The sequence below is a fragment of the Arthrobacter sp. E70 genome (assembly GCF_058266945.1).
In genome coordinates this window covers 1-15,967 of sequence record NZ_JBYQFR010000017.1, presented here as the reverse complement: position 1 = coordinate 15,967, position 15,967 = coordinate 1, and the positions used below count along the sequence as shown (strand labels likewise).

The 15,967-nt window shown below is 66.4% G+C and carries 16 protein-coding genes and 1 tRNA gene; 5 read left to right on the top strand and 12 right to left on the bottom strand.

Going from position 1 to position 15,967, the window contains the following annotated elements:
- Positions 1-7: 7 nt before the first annotated feature.
- From AC3IMC_RS18035 to AC3IMC_RS18010, 6 genes are read right to left on the bottom strand one after another with little or no spacing between them, the layout of a single operon-like run.
- Entirely contained in the window at positions 8-1,726 is a 1,719-nt protein-coding gene (locus AC3IMC_RS18035; RefSeq protein WP_490920099.1) for a serine/threonine protein kinase, read from the bottom strand.
- Positions 1,723-3,183: a peptidoglycan D,D-transpeptidase FtsI family protein gene (locus tag AC3IMC_RS18030; RefSeq protein ID WP_490920098.1), complete on the bottom strand. Its 1,461-nt coding sequence runs from the start codon at positions 3,181-3,183 to the stop codon at positions 1,723-1,725. The genes AC3IMC_RS18035 and AC3IMC_RS18030 overlap by 4 nt, the downstream gene beginning before the upstream one ends.
- On the bottom strand, positions 3,180-4,568 hold the full coding sequence (locus AC3IMC_RS18025) for an FtsW/RodA/SpoVE family cell cycle protein (RefSeq protein ID WP_490920096.1): 1,389 nt from the start codon (positions 4,566-4,568) through the stop codon (positions 3,180-3,182). Before AC3IMC_RS18025 ends, AC3IMC_RS18030 begins: the two co-directional genes overlap by 4 nt.
- Positions 4,565-6,253 (bottom strand): PP2C family protein-serine/threonine phosphatase, encoded by a 1,689-nt coding sequence (locus AC3IMC_RS18020; protein ID WP_490920095.1) that lies wholly within the window; start codon positions 6,251-6,253, stop codon positions 4,565-4,567. Before AC3IMC_RS18020 ends, AC3IMC_RS18025 begins: the two co-directional genes overlap by 4 nt.
- Positions 6,254-6,255: 2 nt before the next feature.
- Positions 6,256-6,738 carry an FHA domain-containing protein FhaB/FipA gene (locus AC3IMC_RS18015; RefSeq protein ID WP_221384447.1) on the bottom strand — a complete coding sequence of 161 codons (483 nt, stop codon included), beginning with the start codon at positions 6,736-6,738 and terminating at the stop codon, positions 6,256-6,258.
- On the bottom strand, positions 6,735-7,475 hold the full coding sequence (locus AC3IMC_RS18010; RefSeq protein ID WP_490920094.1) for an FHA domain-containing protein: 741 nt from the start codon (positions 7,473-7,475) through the stop codon (positions 6,735-6,737). The genes AC3IMC_RS18015 and AC3IMC_RS18010 overlap by 4 nt, the downstream gene beginning before the upstream one ends.
- 373 nt (positions 7,476-7,848) lie before the next feature.
- Here AC3IMC_RS18010 and AC3IMC_RS18005 point away from each other — a divergent pair.
- A tRNA-Leu gene (locus AC3IMC_RS18005) sits at positions 7,849-7,931 on the top strand.
- A 163-nt stretch (positions 7,932-8,094) separates the two neighbouring features.
- Here the strand turns inward: AC3IMC_RS18005 and AC3IMC_RS18000 are convergent.
- The 3 genes from AC3IMC_RS18000 to AC3IMC_RS17990 form a co-directional block, all read right to left on the bottom strand.
- Entirely contained in the window at positions 8,095-8,799 is a 705-nt protein-coding gene (locus AC3IMC_RS18000) for a FadR/GntR family transcriptional regulator (RefSeq protein WP_490920093.1), read from the bottom strand.
- Between the two features lie 24 nt (positions 8,800-8,823).
- Entirely contained in the window at positions 8,824-9,951 is a 1,128-nt protein-coding gene (locus tag AC3IMC_RS17995) for an L-talarate/galactarate dehydratase (RefSeq protein ID WP_490920092.1), read from the bottom strand.
- 102 nt (positions 9,952-10,053) lie between these two features.
- On the bottom strand, positions 10,054-10,752 hold the full coding sequence (locus tag AC3IMC_RS17990; RefSeq protein ID WP_490920090.1) for a TetR/AcrR family transcriptional regulator: 699 nt from the start codon (positions 10,750-10,752) through the stop codon (positions 10,054-10,056).
- 136 nt (positions 10,753-10,888) lie between these two features.
- On the opposite strand from AC3IMC_RS17990, the gene AC3IMC_RS17985 reads away from it, so the two are divergent.
- Together AC3IMC_RS17985 and AC3IMC_RS17980 are read left to right on the top strand one after the other, a co-directional pair.
- The gene (locus AC3IMC_RS17985; protein WP_490920088.1) at positions 10,889-12,280 is read left to right on the top strand and encodes a flavin monoamine oxidase family protein; all 1,392 of its coding nucleotides are present in this window, start codon (positions 10,889-10,891) and stop codon (positions 12,278-12,280) included.
- Between the two features lie 66 nt (positions 12,281-12,346).
- Positions 12,347-12,829, top strand: coding sequence for a pyridoxamine 5'-phosphate oxidase family protein (locus tag AC3IMC_RS17980; protein WP_490920086.1), 483 nt, complete (start codon positions 12,347-12,349; stop codon positions 12,827-12,829).
- Between the two features lie 30 nt (positions 12,830-12,859).
- Here AC3IMC_RS17980 and AC3IMC_RS17975 read toward each other — a convergent pair whose 3' ends face one another.
- Both AC3IMC_RS17975 and AC3IMC_RS17970 read right to left on the bottom strand, forming a co-directional pair.
- The gene (locus AC3IMC_RS17975; RefSeq protein WP_490920085.1) at positions 12,860-13,468 is read right to left on the bottom strand and encodes a DUF6919 domain-containing protein; all 609 of its coding nucleotides are present in this window, start codon (positions 13,466-13,468) and stop codon (positions 12,860-12,862) included.
- 60 nt (positions 13,469-13,528) lie between these two features.
- A complete protein-coding gene (locus tag AC3IMC_RS17970; protein ID WP_490920084.1) occupies positions 13,529-14,143 on the bottom strand; it encodes a hypothetical protein in 615 nt (204 codons plus the stop codon).
- Positions 14,144-14,313: 170 nt separating this feature from the next.
- On the opposite strand from AC3IMC_RS17970, the gene AC3IMC_RS17965 reads away from it, so the two are divergent.
- Positions 14,314-14,694, top strand: coding sequence for a VOC family protein (locus AC3IMC_RS17965; protein ID WP_490920083.1), 381 nt, complete (start codon positions 14,314-14,316; stop codon positions 14,692-14,694).
- 3 nt (positions 14,695-14,697) lie between these two features.
- Here the strand turns inward: AC3IMC_RS17965 and AC3IMC_RS17960 are convergent, their stop codons facing one another.
- On the bottom strand, positions 14,698-15,102 hold the full coding sequence (locus AC3IMC_RS17960) for a DUF5997 family protein (RefSeq protein WP_490920082.1): 405 nt from the start codon (positions 15,100-15,102) through the stop codon (positions 14,698-14,700).
- Here AC3IMC_RS17960 and AC3IMC_RS17955 point away from each other — a divergent pair.
- Entirely contained in the window at positions 15,101-15,889 is a 789-nt protein-coding gene (locus AC3IMC_RS17955; RefSeq protein WP_490920080.1) for a LysR family substrate-binding domain-containing protein, read from the top strand. The two genes, AC3IMC_RS17960 and AC3IMC_RS17955, sit on opposite strands and share 2 nt — an antisense overlap.
- Positions 15,890-15,967 lie beyond the last annotated feature (78 nt).

The following is a 15,967-nucleotide window of genomic DNA, read 5'->3' as shown; positions in this document are numbered from 1 at the left end:
CCGGCGGCTAAGGAGTACAGGCCGGCGGCGTTCCCGGCACCTGGCCGGTGGCACAGGTTGGCAGCGGCGAAAGGGGGGTGGGACCCGCCTGGGAGGATGTTGTGGGCGTAGGGGTGGGTGCCGCCGTGGTGGGCGCAGGTTTGGGGGCTGTCGCATAAACGACGGTAATGAGCGAACCCTTGGGAACTGTTCCAGTGGGGTTCAGTTCCAGAACGGTACCGGGGGCGTCCGTAGCGCTTTCCTGCGGCAGGACAGTCACCTGAAGTCCCAATCTTTCAAGCTGTGTCCGTACCTGTTGAACATCCTTGCCGAGGTAGCCGGCTGCCACAACGCTGACCGTGTCCTGTGTGGGGGTCGGCGTGGGCGTTGGCGTGTTCCGGGTCTGGGTGGGTGTTGCCGACTGGGTGGTCCGGGTGGGGCTGGCCGAGGTCGACGCGGCACTGCTGGTGCTGCCGGAGGTGGGATTGCCGGACGGCGAGAAAAGGCCCAGCTGGCTCAGGAGGAAGCCAGCCAGGGCGAACAGCAGCAGCAGGATCAACGCCACCAGGGGCCAGGTCCAGGGGCTGCGGCCCTTGCGCCGCGGTTCATCGGCCGGTCCGTCGTCGTACGTTTCCTCTTCCTGGTCCCAGCTCCGCTCGGCCGCCATCGCGTTGCTCCGGGCAAGCGGTCCCTGGGCGCCTTCGCCCTCGGCTGCAGAAGCCCCCGCGGCCCCTGCTGCCATCCCGGCCGCAGCACCGGCCGCGCCGGCACCAAGCACGGGCAAGGCGGAGGTGGCGGCGGGAGAGGAATCGCGCTGGGCGCCAATGACACCGGTGGGGGCGGTGGTGGTGTCCACCGGGGCGGTGATCGGGCCCGTGTCCGCATCAAAAAGGAGCATTCCGGGGACGGCGGCGCGGGCGGCGCCGATGTCGCCGTTGCGGATGGCTTCAGCGGCCTCGGCCAGCTTGATGGCGTTGGCAGGCCGGTTTTTCGGATCCTTGGCAAGCATGGACATCAGGAGCGCACGGACAGGGGCAGGCAGAGACTCCGGCAGTGGCGGCGGGGCGTCGTTGACCTGGGCAAGGGCGATGGCGATCTGTGACTCACCCGAGAAGGGCCGGTGGCCCGACAGGCACTCGTACCCGATGACGCCCAGGGAATAGATGTCGGACGAACCGGTGGCGGTCTGGCCGGTCGCCTGCTCGGGCGCAAGGTACTGGGCGGTGCCCATCACCTGCCCGGTCTGCGTCAGTGGCACTTGGTCTGCCAACCGGGCAATGCCGAAGTCGGTGACCTTGACCCGTCCGTCGGGGGTGATCAGCAGGTTGCCGGGTTTCACGTCCCGGTGGACCAGGCCCTGCGCGTGCGCAACCGACAACGCGCGGGCGGTCTGCGCGATAATCGACAGCGTGCGGTCCGGCGAGAGCACCTGCTCGTGCTCAATGATGCTGCTCAGCGGCTGCCCGGGCACCAGTTCCATGACGAGGTAGGCTGAGCCCTCCTCTTCGCCGTAGTCGAAGACATTGGCAATTCCCACATGGTTCAGCAGTGCGGTGTGGCGGGCCTCCGCCCGGAACCGCTGGAGGAAGCCGGGGTCGCCGGTGTATTCCTCCTTGAGCACCTTGATCGCGACGATGCGGCCGAGGACGAGGTCTTTGGCTTTCCAGACTTCCCCCATGCCGCCGATCGCGATCCGTGTGGTCAGCTGGAATCTGCCGCCGAGGGTGATTCCGGTTGTAGGCCTCACTTATTCAACACCGCCTCAAAAATCTTCTTCGCGTTCGGACTGGTCAGCTGTGCGCCGGTGGTGATGTTCACGCCCTCCATGACGATCGTGACACTCACCTGCGGATTGTTTGCGGGGGCAAAGCCGGTGAACCAGGAGTTGTTGGTTCCGTTCCCGAGCTCTGCTGTTCCTGTCTTGCCGGCCACCTGGACGCCGGGGACCGCAGCACCCTTGGCAATGCCGTCACTGACGGCGCTGGCCATCCACTCCGTGATCTGGCTGGCGATCTGCGGGGTGGTGGACGTGCGCAGCTGCTGGGGCTGCGGTTCGTCGATGACGCGAAGGTCCGGGGAACGCAGGGTCTTGATGAGCTTGGGCTGCATCTGGACGCCCCCGTTGGCGATGGCGGAGGTCATCATGTTGATCTGCAGCGGCGTGGCGCGGACGTCCTTCTGCCCGATGGCCGACTGCGCCAGTCCCGGCGCGTCCAGGTTGTCCGGGAACCCATTGCCCTGGGCGTGGCCCAGCTTCAGCTGGTCGCCCACCTGTTCGCCGAAACCGAACTTCTTGGCCTGCTCCGCGATCGCGTTGCGGCCCAGGTCCAGGGCAATGCTGGCGAAGGGCGTGTTGCAGGACTGCTGCAGGGCGAAGGCAAAACCGGCGGTATCGCGGGTGTAGCAGTTGCCGCCGGCGTAGTTGGGCAGCTTGTACTGGATGCCATCGAATGGCATCTCGGCCGGGTTCGGGAGCACGCTGTCCTTGTTGTACTTGCCGGAGGCAAGCGCGGCGGCGGTATCCACGAGTTTGAAGACGGAACCGGGGGCCAGCAGTTCACCAGTGGGACCGCTGACGTTCTGGTTCAGGTTGATGCCCGGCACCTTCACCAGCTCGTTGATATTGGCGCTCTCGGCGGTCGCATCCTGGGTGGCCACGAGGTTCGGGTTGTAGGACGGCTTGGAAACCATGGCAAGGATGGCACCGGTCTTGGGGTTGGTCACCACGATCGACCCCCGCTGGCCGTCCGGAATCAGGCTGTACGCAAGCTGCTGGATCTGGGGATCGATGGTGAGTTCCACCGACGCGCCCTTGGGCTGGTTCCCCAGGAAGAGCTGCCCCACGCGGTCCAGGAACAACTGGTCGGAGTCTCCTGCCAGTTCGGAGCCCATGCTTTGCTCCAGGCCGGTGGCACCGTAGTTCTTGGAGAAGTAGCCGGTGAGCCCGGCGTACAGTTCCGGCTGCGGGTATGTGCGCTGGAACTTGCACGTCTCCGAGCCGGTTTCCACTGATTCGGCCACAGGGCTTCCGCCAACGATGATGGCGCCGCGATCATTGCAGTAATTCTGCAGGATGGCGCGCTGGTTCAGCGGATTGGTCTTGAGGTCGTCCGCACCCACCACCTGCACAAAACTGATGGCGCCAAAGAGCAGTGCGAACATGGCGACAGCCGCCACCCACGAGTGCCTGATTGCCTGGTTCACGCCTGCTTCACCGCCTCGGTGGGAGTGTCAATGCCGGTTGCCGCCGCGGCGCCGGCCGGAGGCAGCGGGGTGGTGTCCACCGGGCCGCGGGCCGCATGGGAGATCAGCAGGAGCAGTCCAACGATGATCCAGTTGGCCAGCAGCGAGGAGCCGCCGGCGGCCAGGAACGGTGTGGTGAGTCCGGTCAGCGGGATGAGCCGGGTGACGCCGCCGATGACCACGAAGCACTGCAGTGCCACCGCGAAGGACAGGCCGCAGGCGAGCAACTTTCCGAAGGCGTCCCGCGTACCCAGGGCCGCGCGGAATCCGCGGGTGAAGAAGAGCAGGTAGAGCAGGACGACGGCGAACAGCCCGATCAGGCCCAGCTCTTCGCCGAGCGAGGCAATGATCATGTCGCTGTTGGCAAACGGGACCAGGTCCGGACGGCCCTGGCCAAGGCCGGTCCCGACCAGCCCGCCGTTGGCCATGCCGAAGAGGCCTTCAATGACCTGGCGGCTTCCGGTTTCGTAGACCTCGGGCGAGAAAGCGTTAAGCCAGCCGTAGACACGCTGCTGGACGTGGGAGAACACTTGGGCTGCTACGAAGCCGCCGCCGAGGATCAGCGCCAGGCCGATGACCACCCAACTGATGCGGCTGGTGGCGACGTAGATCATGACGATGAAAAGACCGAAGAACAGCACGGAGGAGCCCAGGTCGCGCTGGAAGATCAGGACACCGATGCTGACCAGCCACGCGGTAATCATGGGGCCCATGTCCTTGAACCGGGGAAACTGCAGGGGGCCGATTTTGCGGCCGGCCAGCAGGATGAGGTCCCGGTTGGAGGAAAGATACCCGGCAAAGAATATGGCCAGCGTAATCTTGGCGACCTCGCCGGGCTGGAACGTCATGGGCCCGAACCGGATCCACACGCGGGCACCCAGGATCTCCCCGGCACTGATTCCTGGGACAAGCGGCAGGATCAGCAGCAATGCGCTGGCAGCAAGGGATATGAAGGTGAACCGGCGCAGCACGCGGTGGTCCTTGAGGAAGAACACGACGGCGATCGCCACGGCCATGGCCACCAGTGTCCACCGGAGCTGGTTGTTTCCCGTGTCGTCACCGGGAGCGTCCAGCCGGTGGATCATCGCAAGGCCGAGGCCGTTCAGGGCCACCACGATGGGAAGTATTACGGGGTCGGCATATTTGGCACGGAACCGGAGGACGCCGTGGAATGCCAGTGCGGCTGCTGCCAGCAGGCTGGACTGGAACCAGAAGTCTGAGTCGAAAGCCTTCTCCGCGTCAACGCCCACCAGCATATTGGCACCGATTCCCACGGCAAGGGCCAGGATCAGCAGCGCGAGCTCTACGTTGCGGCGAGGCTTGGGCATGGTGTTTACCTGGCTCATTTGGCCGCCTCGCAGGTGATGGTAGGTGTGGGGGAAGGAGTTGGTGCCGGTGTTGCCGTGGCATCCGCAGCGGGCGGCGGCGCGGCGCTGGCCGCCGGGGAGGCCCCGGGCGAAGCGGAGGCCGACGGCGTGGGGCATTCCTGTTCCGGGGAGGTGGTTCCCGTCAGTTCCAGGTTCTTCACGATCCGCTGTGCGTCATAAAGGTCGTTGGCGGGCACGGTCTGGCGGACGCGTTGCTGGGAGAAGGGTGGAAGCGAATCCATCCGGATCTCCGTCACGGCTTCAAGGGAGGACAGCTGGATGGGGCCGAGCCTTTGGGAGACGCCGTTATAGATGGCCACCCGGGAATCAAACTCGCCCACGTAATAGCGCGTCTGGGTCCACGCGTACCCGAGCCAGAGGCCCACGGCCACCACGACGACGACCGCCGCGGCGATGGACCATGCCACCCAACGCCGGGGACGCAGGGGCACCAGGGTATCGGCCGGGTCGCCGGCCGGTTCGGCCTTGTGCGTGAGGAGGGTGGCTGCGCGCCGTGCCACGGTGCGGCCGGCAACGGTGGGGATGGAGCCGGATTCCGCGGCCGCGGCTGCAGCACCGACAAGATGGTGGGGGCGTGAGGCCAGTTCTTCCCGCAGGACCTCGGCGGAAAGGTGCTCACCGAGGTGCGGGTCGGTGCTGCCAGGTTCCGTCGAAGCGGAATCCCCGCCCTTGCCGGAGGCGGCGTCCCGAGCTTCCTGTCCGGAGGCTTCGGCGGACTTCTCCGCGCCGCCCGCCCCCTGGCCGGAAGGCTTCTGGCCACTTGCCGGTTCCACCGCAGTGTCCCTGGTGGCGGGCGGCACCTCCGCCGCGGCAGCGGGCTTGCTGCCTTGCACGGGCGGAACGATCTCGACGGCGGCCGTGCTGACGTCGTCGGGCGTTTCTTCCGCGATGTCCAGCATCACCACGGTGACGTTGTCCGGGGCGCCGGCTTCAAGCGTCAGTTCCACCAGGGTTCCAGCGCACTCCGCCAGGTCCCTGGTCTCCCGGACCGTCCGTTCAACGGCGTGTCCGGCGACGTAGTTCAGCCCGTCGGAGCAAAGGAGCCAGCGGTCGCCCGGTTTCACGTCCAGCGTGTCCAGGTCCAGTTCCGGGCTGGCGTCGACATCGCCCAGGACGCGCATCAGGACGTTCTTGTGCGGGTGCGTCTCCGCTTCCTCAGGCTTGAGCCGGCCTTCGTCGATCAGGCGCTGGACGAACGTGTGGTCCACGCTGATTTGCTTGAATTCGCCGTCCCGGAGCCGGTAGGCGCGGGAATCACCAATGTGTGCGAAGTGCAGCTTTCCTTCCGCCAGCAGGAGGGCGGTGACGGTGGTGCCCATCCCGGCCAGTTTGGGATTGATGTGCACAAGTTCGGAGAGCAGGGAGTTCGCGGTCTGGATCTCGTCAGCGAGGGTGGTCGAGGCGTCGCCTTCATAGTCCGCCCGGTCCAGGTGGATCATGTCCAGGACCGTGGCCGCAGAAGCCACGTCACCGCCCGCATGGCCGCCCATGCCGTCGGCCACGACGGCGAGATGGCGTCCGGCATAGGCCGAATCATCGTTCTTCGAGCGGATCCGTCCCACGTGGGAGCGGGCCGCGAAGCGCATGATGAGGGGCCGCTCTCCGGGCTTGGGTCCAGGTGCGGGGTTTTCGGTGGCCGCCACGGTTACGGCCTCAATTCAATGACCGTCTTGCCGATTCTCACGGGTACCCCTGGCTCGACCGGCAGGGCACGGGTAAGTTGCTGGTCTCCCAGGTACGTTCCGTTGGTGGAGCCGAGGTCCTCGATGAACCAGCGGCTGCCCTGGGGAAAGAGCCTGGCGTGCCGGCCGGAGGCGTAGTCGTCCTCCAGCACCAGGGTTGCTTCCTGGGCCCGCCCAAGCAGAATTGGGCTCGCGGCCAGCGGAAGGGTCCTGCCTTTGAGCGGGCCTTCCACCACCACCAGTTGCCGGGCCTGTTGCTTCACGGGCGTCTGTGGCGGCTCGGCGAGTTCAGGGTTTCGCCGCACCTGGCGTGCGGACGGGGCGCCCGCGGCTGCCTTGCGGCCCACCATGAGGTCGCGCCGCATGGCGGAGACGATACTGAAGATGAGCACCCAGAGGAGCAGCAGGAAGCCAAACCGCAGCGCGGTGATGGTCAGGTCGCTCATGCGTGGCCACCCGGGCTCGCGGGAAGCAGGCGGAAGATGATCTTTGTCCGTCCCATCGTGATGGTGGAGCCGTCAGTGAGTTCAGTGCTTCCCGAAACCCGCTGGCCGTTGACGTAGCTGCCGTTGGTGGAGCCGAGGTCCACGGCGCTGGTGATGCCGTTGTCCGTGCGGATTTCGAGGTGGCGGCGGGATACGCCGGTGTCTTCGACGTGGATGTCGGCCTCCGAGGACCGGCCGAGGATGATGGAGGGCGCGTTCAGCGAATAGCGCTGCCCCTCGATGTCCAGTACCGGCTGGAGCCTGGCCGGCCGGCGGCTGGGTGCGGCGGGAACGGTGGGTCGGGGCTGGGCGGCCCCGGTGCCCTGCGACTTTTCGGTGGCGGAGGCAATCTCGAAATCGCCGGCCCGCAGCCCGGCGTCGCGCCGGAAGGAGATCCGGACCGGTCCCTGCAGCGTGTATCCCTGGCCGCGGACGTGGTTGATCACGACGTCGCAGAGTTCCTCCGCCAGGGGGGTTCCCCATTCCTGGGCACGCCTGAAGTCGTCATCGCTGAGTTGGACGTCGAAGACATTGGGCACGAGGGTGCGTCCGGCGGCCACGGTGAGGGCTTTGTGGTCCACTTCCCGGCGGAGCCTGCTGGCGATCTCCACGGGTTCAACCTGTGCCTTGGATCCGGTGGAGAAGACACCGCGGACGGCCTTTTCAATGCCGCGTTCCACCTTGTCAAGCAGACCCATGGTCCTTCTCCTTTCCCCCCGGCTCCGGGGCAGTATCCGTTGGAGACCAGCACCTGCATGGCAGTTCAACACCGTGTGGTGTCCCTGCAGGCGGCAGCCACTCTTACATCCGATACTACTGGCCAGCCCTGTGAATGGCCTTAATCAGCACCGGGCATGGGTTGGTAAAGGTTCGGATACATCCGGCTTCCAGCGGATCCAGCGGTGACACGGCGCATGCCTTCCGGGAAGGATTCCGTCCGGTTTTCACATGGTGCCGGACACCTTGCGGAGGCCGATTGGTAATTTGCCGCAGATGTCCGTTATGCTTGATCTCGCTGCTTTTACGAGGCGCGGAACCGGGAAACCGGGGCGGCCAAGTGGGAGAAGTTGCGCGCGAGTGGCGGAACGGCAGACGCGCTGGCTTCAGGTGCCAGTGTCCGAAAGGGCGTGGGGGTTCAAATCCCCCCTCGCGCACGCAATGGAAAGAGCCCCGGTCTTCGGACCGGGGCTCTTTTGCGTTTGCGGCACGAAACCCAGGGTCTGCCGGATTGCACCAACCTTCGGAATTCGCACCCGTGTCCGGACTTCGCACCCCCGCGTCCCCTGGTGCTGCGTCCCGTGTCGGGTGTTGCCGCGCCTAGGCCGGTGGGCGCGCGGAAGCCTTGAACCGGCGTCGTGAGCTTGCAAGGTGGCTGCGCATGGCGGCCGCTGCCGCCGCTTCGTCGCCGTCCGCGATGGCATCCAGGATGGACCGGTGCTCCTGCACCACCTGGTCGAAGTGGTCGCGGGCATAATGTTCGACGCCGGTCATCAGGCGGGTGCGCGGCATGGCGATCATGGTCTGGCCCAGGGATGCCAGGCAGTCCGAGTAATAGGGGTTGCCGGACGCCGCGGCCACGGCGCGGTGGAACTCGAAGTCCGCCTTCATGGCATGGGCGGGGTGGCCGGCGCTTTCGGTGAAGGCTTCCAGCGCCGCCGCCACGGCCCGCAGTTGCCGTTCCGTATGGTTGCGGGCAGCCAGTGCTGCAGCTTCCGTCTCCACCCCCATGCGGAACGCCAGCAGGTGCAGCCTGTCCTCGGTGGTGGCCACCGGACGGGCCCCCGGTCCTGGCGAGGGCCCATCGGTGGGCGGCGTGAGCGCGAAGCTGCCGCGCCCCCGCTCGGTCTCCACCAGTCCCTCTGCCTGCAGCCGGGTCAGGGCGGCGCGCACCACGGTCCGGCTGACGCCGAAGTCGCTGATCAGCGTGTTCTCGCTGGGGAGCTTCTCGCCCGGCTGGATGACGCCGTCGACGATGCGGTTGCGAAGGTCGGCGGCGAGGTCCGCAGTGAGGTTCCGGCTCATGGTTCCAAGATTACGGCGTCAACATTAGGCGCCGAACTCCACGCTTTCGGTGGTCCACGCCCGGGCCTGGTCGCTGAGCGTGATGCCAAGGCCTGGGCGGTCCGGGACGATCATCCGGCCGTCCTTGGTTTCCAGCCGTTCGTTGAACAGGGGGTCCAGCCAGTCGAAGTGTTCCACCCAGGGCTCGCGCGGGTAGGCGGCCGCGAGGTGCAGGTGGATTTCCATGGCGAAGTGCGGTGCCAGGCCCAGGCCGCGTTCGTCGGCGAGGGCGGCGAGGCGGAGGAACTGGGTGATGCCGCCGACGCGCGGGGCGTCCGGCTGGATGATGTCGCACCCGTTGGCGGCGATGAGGCCCTTGTGTTCTGCCACGGAGGCGAGCATCTCGCCGGTGGCGATGGGAGTGTCCAGGGCCTGGGCGAGGTGGGCGTGGCCTTCGAAGTCATACGCATCCAGGGGTTCTTCGATCCAGACAAGGTCGAACTCCTCAAAGCGGCGCCCCATGCGCAGGGCCGTGGCCCGGTCCCACTGCTGGTTGGCGTCCACCATGAGCGGCACGTCCGGGCCGATATGTTCGCGGATGCCGGCCACGCGGCGCAGGTCCTCCTTGCTGTCCGGGAGACCCACCTTGATCTTGATGCCGCCGATACCCTCCTCGATTGACTGCGTGGCGCGGGCCTTTACCTCATCCAGCGAAGCGTTCAGGAAGCCGCCGGAGGTGTTGTAGGTCCGCACGGAATCACGGTAGGAGCCCAGGAACTTGGCCAGCGGCAGTCCGGCACGCTTGGCCTTGAGGTCGTACAACGCGATGTCGACGGCGGCAAGGGCCTGGGTGGCGACGCCGGACCGGCCCACCGAGGCGCCGGCCCAGAGGAGCTTGGTGTAGATCCTGGCGATGTCGTTGGGGTCCTCACCAAGAAGGCCCTCGGCGACTTCCTTGGCGTGGGCGTACTGTGCCGGGCCGCCAGCGCGCTTGGAATAGCTGAAGCCGATGCCGCTGTGGCCGAGCTCGGTGGTGATCTCGGCGAACAGGAAGACCACCTCAGTCATGGGCTTCTGCCGTCCGGTGAAGACCTTGGCGTCGCTGATCGGTACGGCGAGGGGCAGCCGGGCGGTGGACAGCTTGACGTGCCGGATGAGGTCGACAGTGCTCATAAGTTCTCCTAAAGGCGGGACTGGGCTCCTTCGCCCACCCGCTTAGGATATAAGTCAACAACTTGTGTTACAAGTGTCTTTTCCCGCGTGGGGCCTTTTGGCTCAGCCGGCCCGGCCGCGGAGTGCACCCAGTCCGGATATGAGCGCACCGAGCCCCAGGCTGAATGCGGTGTCGGCGGCCCGGCCGCGCTCCTTGCCCGCGGAGCTCCGGACGGCGGTGGTGAAGTGAGGGGTGGAATCCGCCATGGATCCGGAGTCGAAGATGTCTTCCGGGGCAGTGACGTCGTAAGCGGAACCGAAAATGAAGGACTCGAGTGCCACGATCGCGGGCACGATCCGCTCCTGCGGAAACCCGGCGTCAGAAAATCCCTTGCTGACGGTCTCATACATCCCCAGGGTCTGCGGTGCGTCTGTGACCGGCAGGACGGCGATCACGGGTATGAGCGGTGTGTGTTCGGCAAAAACGTCGCGGTAGCTCCAGGCCCAAGTGCGGACGGCGTCCTCCCACGGCCCGGTCTTGAAGCCGGACACATCAACGAGGGACATCAGGTGGTCCTCCACGAGGAGCAGCACGTCCTGCTTGGAGGCCACGTGGTTATAGAGAGCTGAGGGAGCCACATCCAGCACTCTCGCCAGCGCGGCCATGGTCAACCCCTCGTAACCCCTGCGGCTCACCAGCTCCAGTGCCGCGGCAGTGATCCCTGACTTGGCCAGCACTGCCGCGGAGGGTCGCCCCGCCCGCCTCTTCTGTGTGCCGCCGTTGCTGGTGATGCTTCCCGTCGCGGCTGGTACTGCCGGCATTGCTGGCCTTTCGTTGATGGTCTCCAGCATTATTCCATCCGGCACTTCCGCTCCCGGCGGGCGCGGGCTATAGTTCTACTAAATGAATGGCATTCATTTAGTGGTTCCTGCCACTAGGGACCGCAGAGAGGACATCATGCTGAACCTGAACCGCGACGTCGTGGTCGTTGGAGCCGGGCCCTGCGGGCTGACTGCTGCGCGTGAACTGAAGAAAGCCGGCCTGACCGTAGCCGTCCTGGAGGCCCGCGACCGCGTGGGCGGCCGGACCTGGACGGACACCGTGGACGGCGCCATGCTGGAGATCGGCGGCCAGTGGGTTTCCCCGGACCAGACTGCCCTCCTCGAGCTCCTGCAGGAACTGAATCTGGAGACGTACCCGCGCTACCGCGAGGGGGAGTCCATCTACATCGGCGCCGACGGCGCACCCGTGCGCTACACCGGTGACTCGTTCCCGGTGGACCCGGCCACCGCCGTCGAGATGGACCGCCTGGTGGCCCTTTTGGACGAACTCGCCGCCGAGATCGGACCTGCTGAGCCTTGGGCGCACCCCAAGGCGCGCGAACTGGATACCATTTCCTTCCACCACTGGCTCCGGCAGAACTCGTCCAACGAGGAAGCCTGCAAGAACATCGGGCTATTCATCGCCGGCGGCATGCTCACCAAGCCGGCGCACGCCTTCTCTGCCCTGCAGGCCGTCCTGATGGCAGCCTCGGCCGGGTCCTTCACCCACCTCACGGACGAGGACTTCATCCTGGACCGCCGCGTGGTGGGCGGGATGCAGCAGGTCTCGTTGCTGCAGGCAGAGGAGCTGGGCGACGACGTCATCCTTGATTCCCCGGTGCGCACCATCAACTGGGAGCCGGACGCGGACGGCGGCCACCGCGCGGCCGTTGTTTCGGACCGCGCCACTGTGGAAGCCCGGTTCGTGATCATGGCCGTGCCGCCCAACCTCTACTCCCGCGTCTCCTTCAACCCTCCGCTGCCGCGGCGCCAGCACCAGATGCACCAGCACCAGTCCCTGGGCCTGGTCATCAAGGTCCACGCCGTGTACGGCACCCCCTTCTGGCGGGACAAGGGGCTTTCCGGCACCTGTTTCGGCGCGGACGCCCTGGTGCAGGAGGTCTATGACAACACGAACCACGGCGATGCGCGCGGCACGCTGGTGGGCTTCGTCTCGGATGAAAAAGCCGACGCCATGTTTGAGCTGAGCGCCGAAGACCGCCGGAAGGCCATTCTGGAATCCATCGCCGGCTACCTTGGCGTCGAGGCCTTGGCGCCGGAGGTCTACTACGAGTCCGACTGGGGCTCGGAGGAATGGACGCGCGGCGCTTACGCGGCCAGCTACGACCTCGGCGGCCTGCACCGTTACGGCAAGGACCAGCACGCCCCGGTCGGTCCCATCTACTGGTCCTCCTCCGACCTTGCCGCCGAAGGATACCAACATGTGGACGGCGCCATCCGCATGGGCCGCACCACCGCCGCCCGCATCGTAGAAGTGGCAAAGATCCCGGTGGCAGCCAACTGGTAAATAAGCATGCTTACTAATAGGCTGGCGGCGGGGAGCGTCCCCGACTTCAGACGAACGAGGTGAGGCATGACTGACGCACAGAGCATCAGCAAGGTTACTGAGATCATCAACGATTCCAGGATCGGAATGGTCACCACCATCAACGAAGAAGGCGCCCTCGTCAGCCGGCCGCTGGCCGTCCAGGAGGTAAAGGACGACGGCGACATGTGGTTCTTCACCGGGCTCGGCACCTCACAGGTTGCGCACGTCCGCAAGGACTCCCGCGTCAACGTCGCCTTCGGGAAGAACACGGAGTGGGTTTCCGTGGCCGGAACCGCCCAGGTGGTCACCGACCGGGCCAAGATCCACGAGCTGTGGAACCAGGCGGTTGAAGCCTGGTTCCCCGACGGCCCGGACACCCCCGAGGTGTGCCTGCTCCACATTGATTCCGACTCCGCGGAGTACTGGACCAGCCCGGGCGGAACCGCGGCAACGGTCCTGCAATGGGTCAAATCCAAGGTTACGCACAGCCGCATGAGCGTCGGCGAAAGCGGCACCGTGGAGCTCTAGCAGTGCCGGAGATTGAAAGGGGCGGAGCGGCTACGGCTGCTCCGCCTTTTTCAGGGCCTGAAGCACCGCCGGCAGCAGCACGCCATTGCGTCCCCAGACCGGATCAAGGATCTCCACATACCAGGAATCCGCGAGCAGGAGGGCCAGGGAGTCGTTGGTTTCCTCCGCCCAGTCCCGGATCTGCTCCTCCTCCACGGGGTTTTCGCTGGAGCCGAGCACGGTGGTGATCTCCGTCCCCGCAATGGTGACCGGAATGGCAGCGCTGCTGGCCTCGCCGGGGGAGTGGGCCACAGTGACCAGTTCGGTGCGGGTGGAAAGGGCCAGGAGGTCCGCCGCCGTGGCGGCACTGCAAAACCCCGTGACATATTCCCGCTGCGCCCCGGCATCGGCAAGGATGCCCGGCTGGGACTCCCTGGTGAACAGGCCGTTCCGATTCAGTTCGGCCAGTGCCGCGGCAAGGGGGCCGGTTTCGGCGTCGAATGCGGGCGCAAAATGTCCGGGCTGGTAGGAGCTGCCACCCTCCAGCCAGCGGGCGGTCAGCTCACCGGCCCCCTCAAGGGTGGTGGCCTGCCGCCAGACCCCGCGGTCCTCCAACAGGCGGCCGTACTGGTCATGGGCCGGGAATTCCTCAGGCTTCATCCTGGGATGCTATCGCCGCCGGCCCGGCCGGTTCCACCGCTGCCGACACAGCAGTTAATGTCAGGCCTGTCCAGCCGCTTGGGCTGGGGGGATCCCTGCCGCCCGTTCCGCCGCGGCGAGGGATGCGGCCAAGCTGCCGACGGCGTCCGGGTAGTCCTGGTGGGGAACGGTGCGCAGCTCGTCTGCCTTCCGCATGGCCTTGATCAGGGCCGACGTCTCCGGGAGCCGCACATCCGTGAGTGCCGGGTAGTCGATGCTGCAGGCCGGGTCCAGTTCATAGCGGCGCCACCGGACCATCAGTTCGTCGTGCCTCGCCCGGGCAACCTGGTGGGCTGCGAGCTCCCGGCGGCGTTCCCGCCGCGCGGTGCGCCGGGCCAGGAGTCGGGGGGTTCCCCGGTAGGCGGCAATCCCGGAAGCGCCGGCTGCCCCGGCCAGGACCAGTCCCGCCCACGGCGAAAACAGCGCGGGGATCAGCAGCGCAGGAAGGGCCACGCACGCACCGAGGAACAGGTCCCAAAACAGCTGGTCCGCACGCTCAGGTTCCCCGTCTTTTGGAGCCAGGGACCGCCGTCGGACCACAAAGACGGTGGCGGCCACACTGGCAACAAGCACCGGACCACACACCAGGACGGCCCACGCACCGTGAAGCAGGCCCTGTACCAACGACTCGGCCACGCCTGACACCCCGTACCTCCAGCGCCCGTTATTTCCCTAGACACTCGGCCCCGGCCGCAAAGCCCGGACTGGTCCTTCCATTGCACCCTCTTCAAGGCGGAGCGTCAATGGCGGCAATTGGGTAACGCAGCGACTGCAAAACGGCCGTGTGCCGGCGGTAGCGTAGGGCCATGAGACTCAAAATGTGCAGCATCCACGTCCAGGATCCAGCCGCCGCCCACGCGTTTTACACAGGAACCCTGGGCTTCGACACGCTCATGGCCATGCCTGAGTACAACCTCTATATCATCAAGGACCCGGGCGCGGACGACAGCTCCGTAGGTTTGCTACTGGAGCCCAGCGACAACCCGATCGGCGCGAACTATATGAACGCCGTGCGCGAGGCCGGCCTGCCCGCCATCGTCTTCGGAGTCCCGGACGTCCAGGCAGAGTATGACCGTCTGGTTGCCGCCGGTGTCAGCTTCAAGACTCCGCCCACCACCGACCAGTTCGGCACCAGCGCCGTGTTCGACGACGGGTGCGGCAACTACGTCCAGATCCACCAGGACTGACTGCTACTTGGCTTGTGCGCGGGCCTTCTTTGCGGCCTTCTGCGCAGCCTCTTCCTTCACCCGCTGCGCCTCGGCCCTAACGGCTGCGTGCGTGGCGCGCTCAGTGACCAGCCACTGCGGGGGAGCCTGCAGCAGCGCGGTGATCTCCGCCGTCGTCAGTGCTTCCTCCACGCCCGCTCGCGCCAGGCCGCTGATGGAGACGTTCAGCTTCTGCGCGACCACCGGGCGGGGGTGGGGACCGTTCCGGCGGAGCTCGGCGAGCCATTCCGGCGGGTTGGCCTGGAGCTCGGCGAATTCCTCACGGGTAATGGTCGAATCCTGGAACTCCTGCGGCGTTGCCGGCAGGTAGATGCCAAGTTTCTTGGCAACGGTGGCCGGCTTCATGGACTGGGAGTTAGCAGAGGTCATGCTTCAAGGGTATCCGGGCGACGGGTACTGTGAAGACGTGCCCGCCGACAATACCCCTCCAGCAGTCAACGACGCCGCGGCTGCCGAGGCAGCCCCCCGCGAACTGCGAATCGCCTATGTTGCCGGAGTGACCCCCGGCAAGTGGATCCGCCGTTGGGAGGAACGGATGCCGCATATACCTCTGAAGGCATTCATGGTGGACGACGGCGACGCGCAGCTTGCGGCGGTCCGCGCCGGAAGTGCGGACATGGGCTTCGTGCGGCTCCCCGTGGAGCGGGAGGGCCTCAGCGTCATTCCCCTGTACGAGGAGCAGCCCGTGGTCGTCGCACCCAAAGGCCATGAGATCTCGGTGTTCGAGGAAGTGGCGCTTGAGGACCTGGAACAGGAGGCGTTCATGGACGTTCCTGCCCTGGGCGGAGCCGGGCCGGCTCTTGAGCTGGTCGCCGCCGGCGCCGGATTGGTGGTCCTTCCCATGCCCGTCGCGCGGCACTTCAACGTCAAGGACACCGTGGCCCGCAGGCTCACCGGGGCGGCCGGAACCGAAATCGCGCTGGTCTGGCCCAGCGACTCCACCGATGAGGTGCTCGAGGAATTCATCGGGATCGTCCGCGGCCGGACGGCCCAAAGCTCCCGCCAGCCCTCGGCGCAGCCGGTAAAGGTGAAGAAGGAGCCAAAACCGGACCGCCGCGGCGCAGCACCCAAAAAGGCTCCGAAAGTTGCGCAGCGGTACGCACCCAACCCGGACAAGGGCAGGGGCAAGGGCTCCCGCAAGAAGGGCAAACGCTAATCCCGGCAGCTCCCCGGAGCCAAGGGTCCAGGACGCGGCACAGCCGGCCCCGCGTTGCGGAGCCGGCTGTGTCAGTTT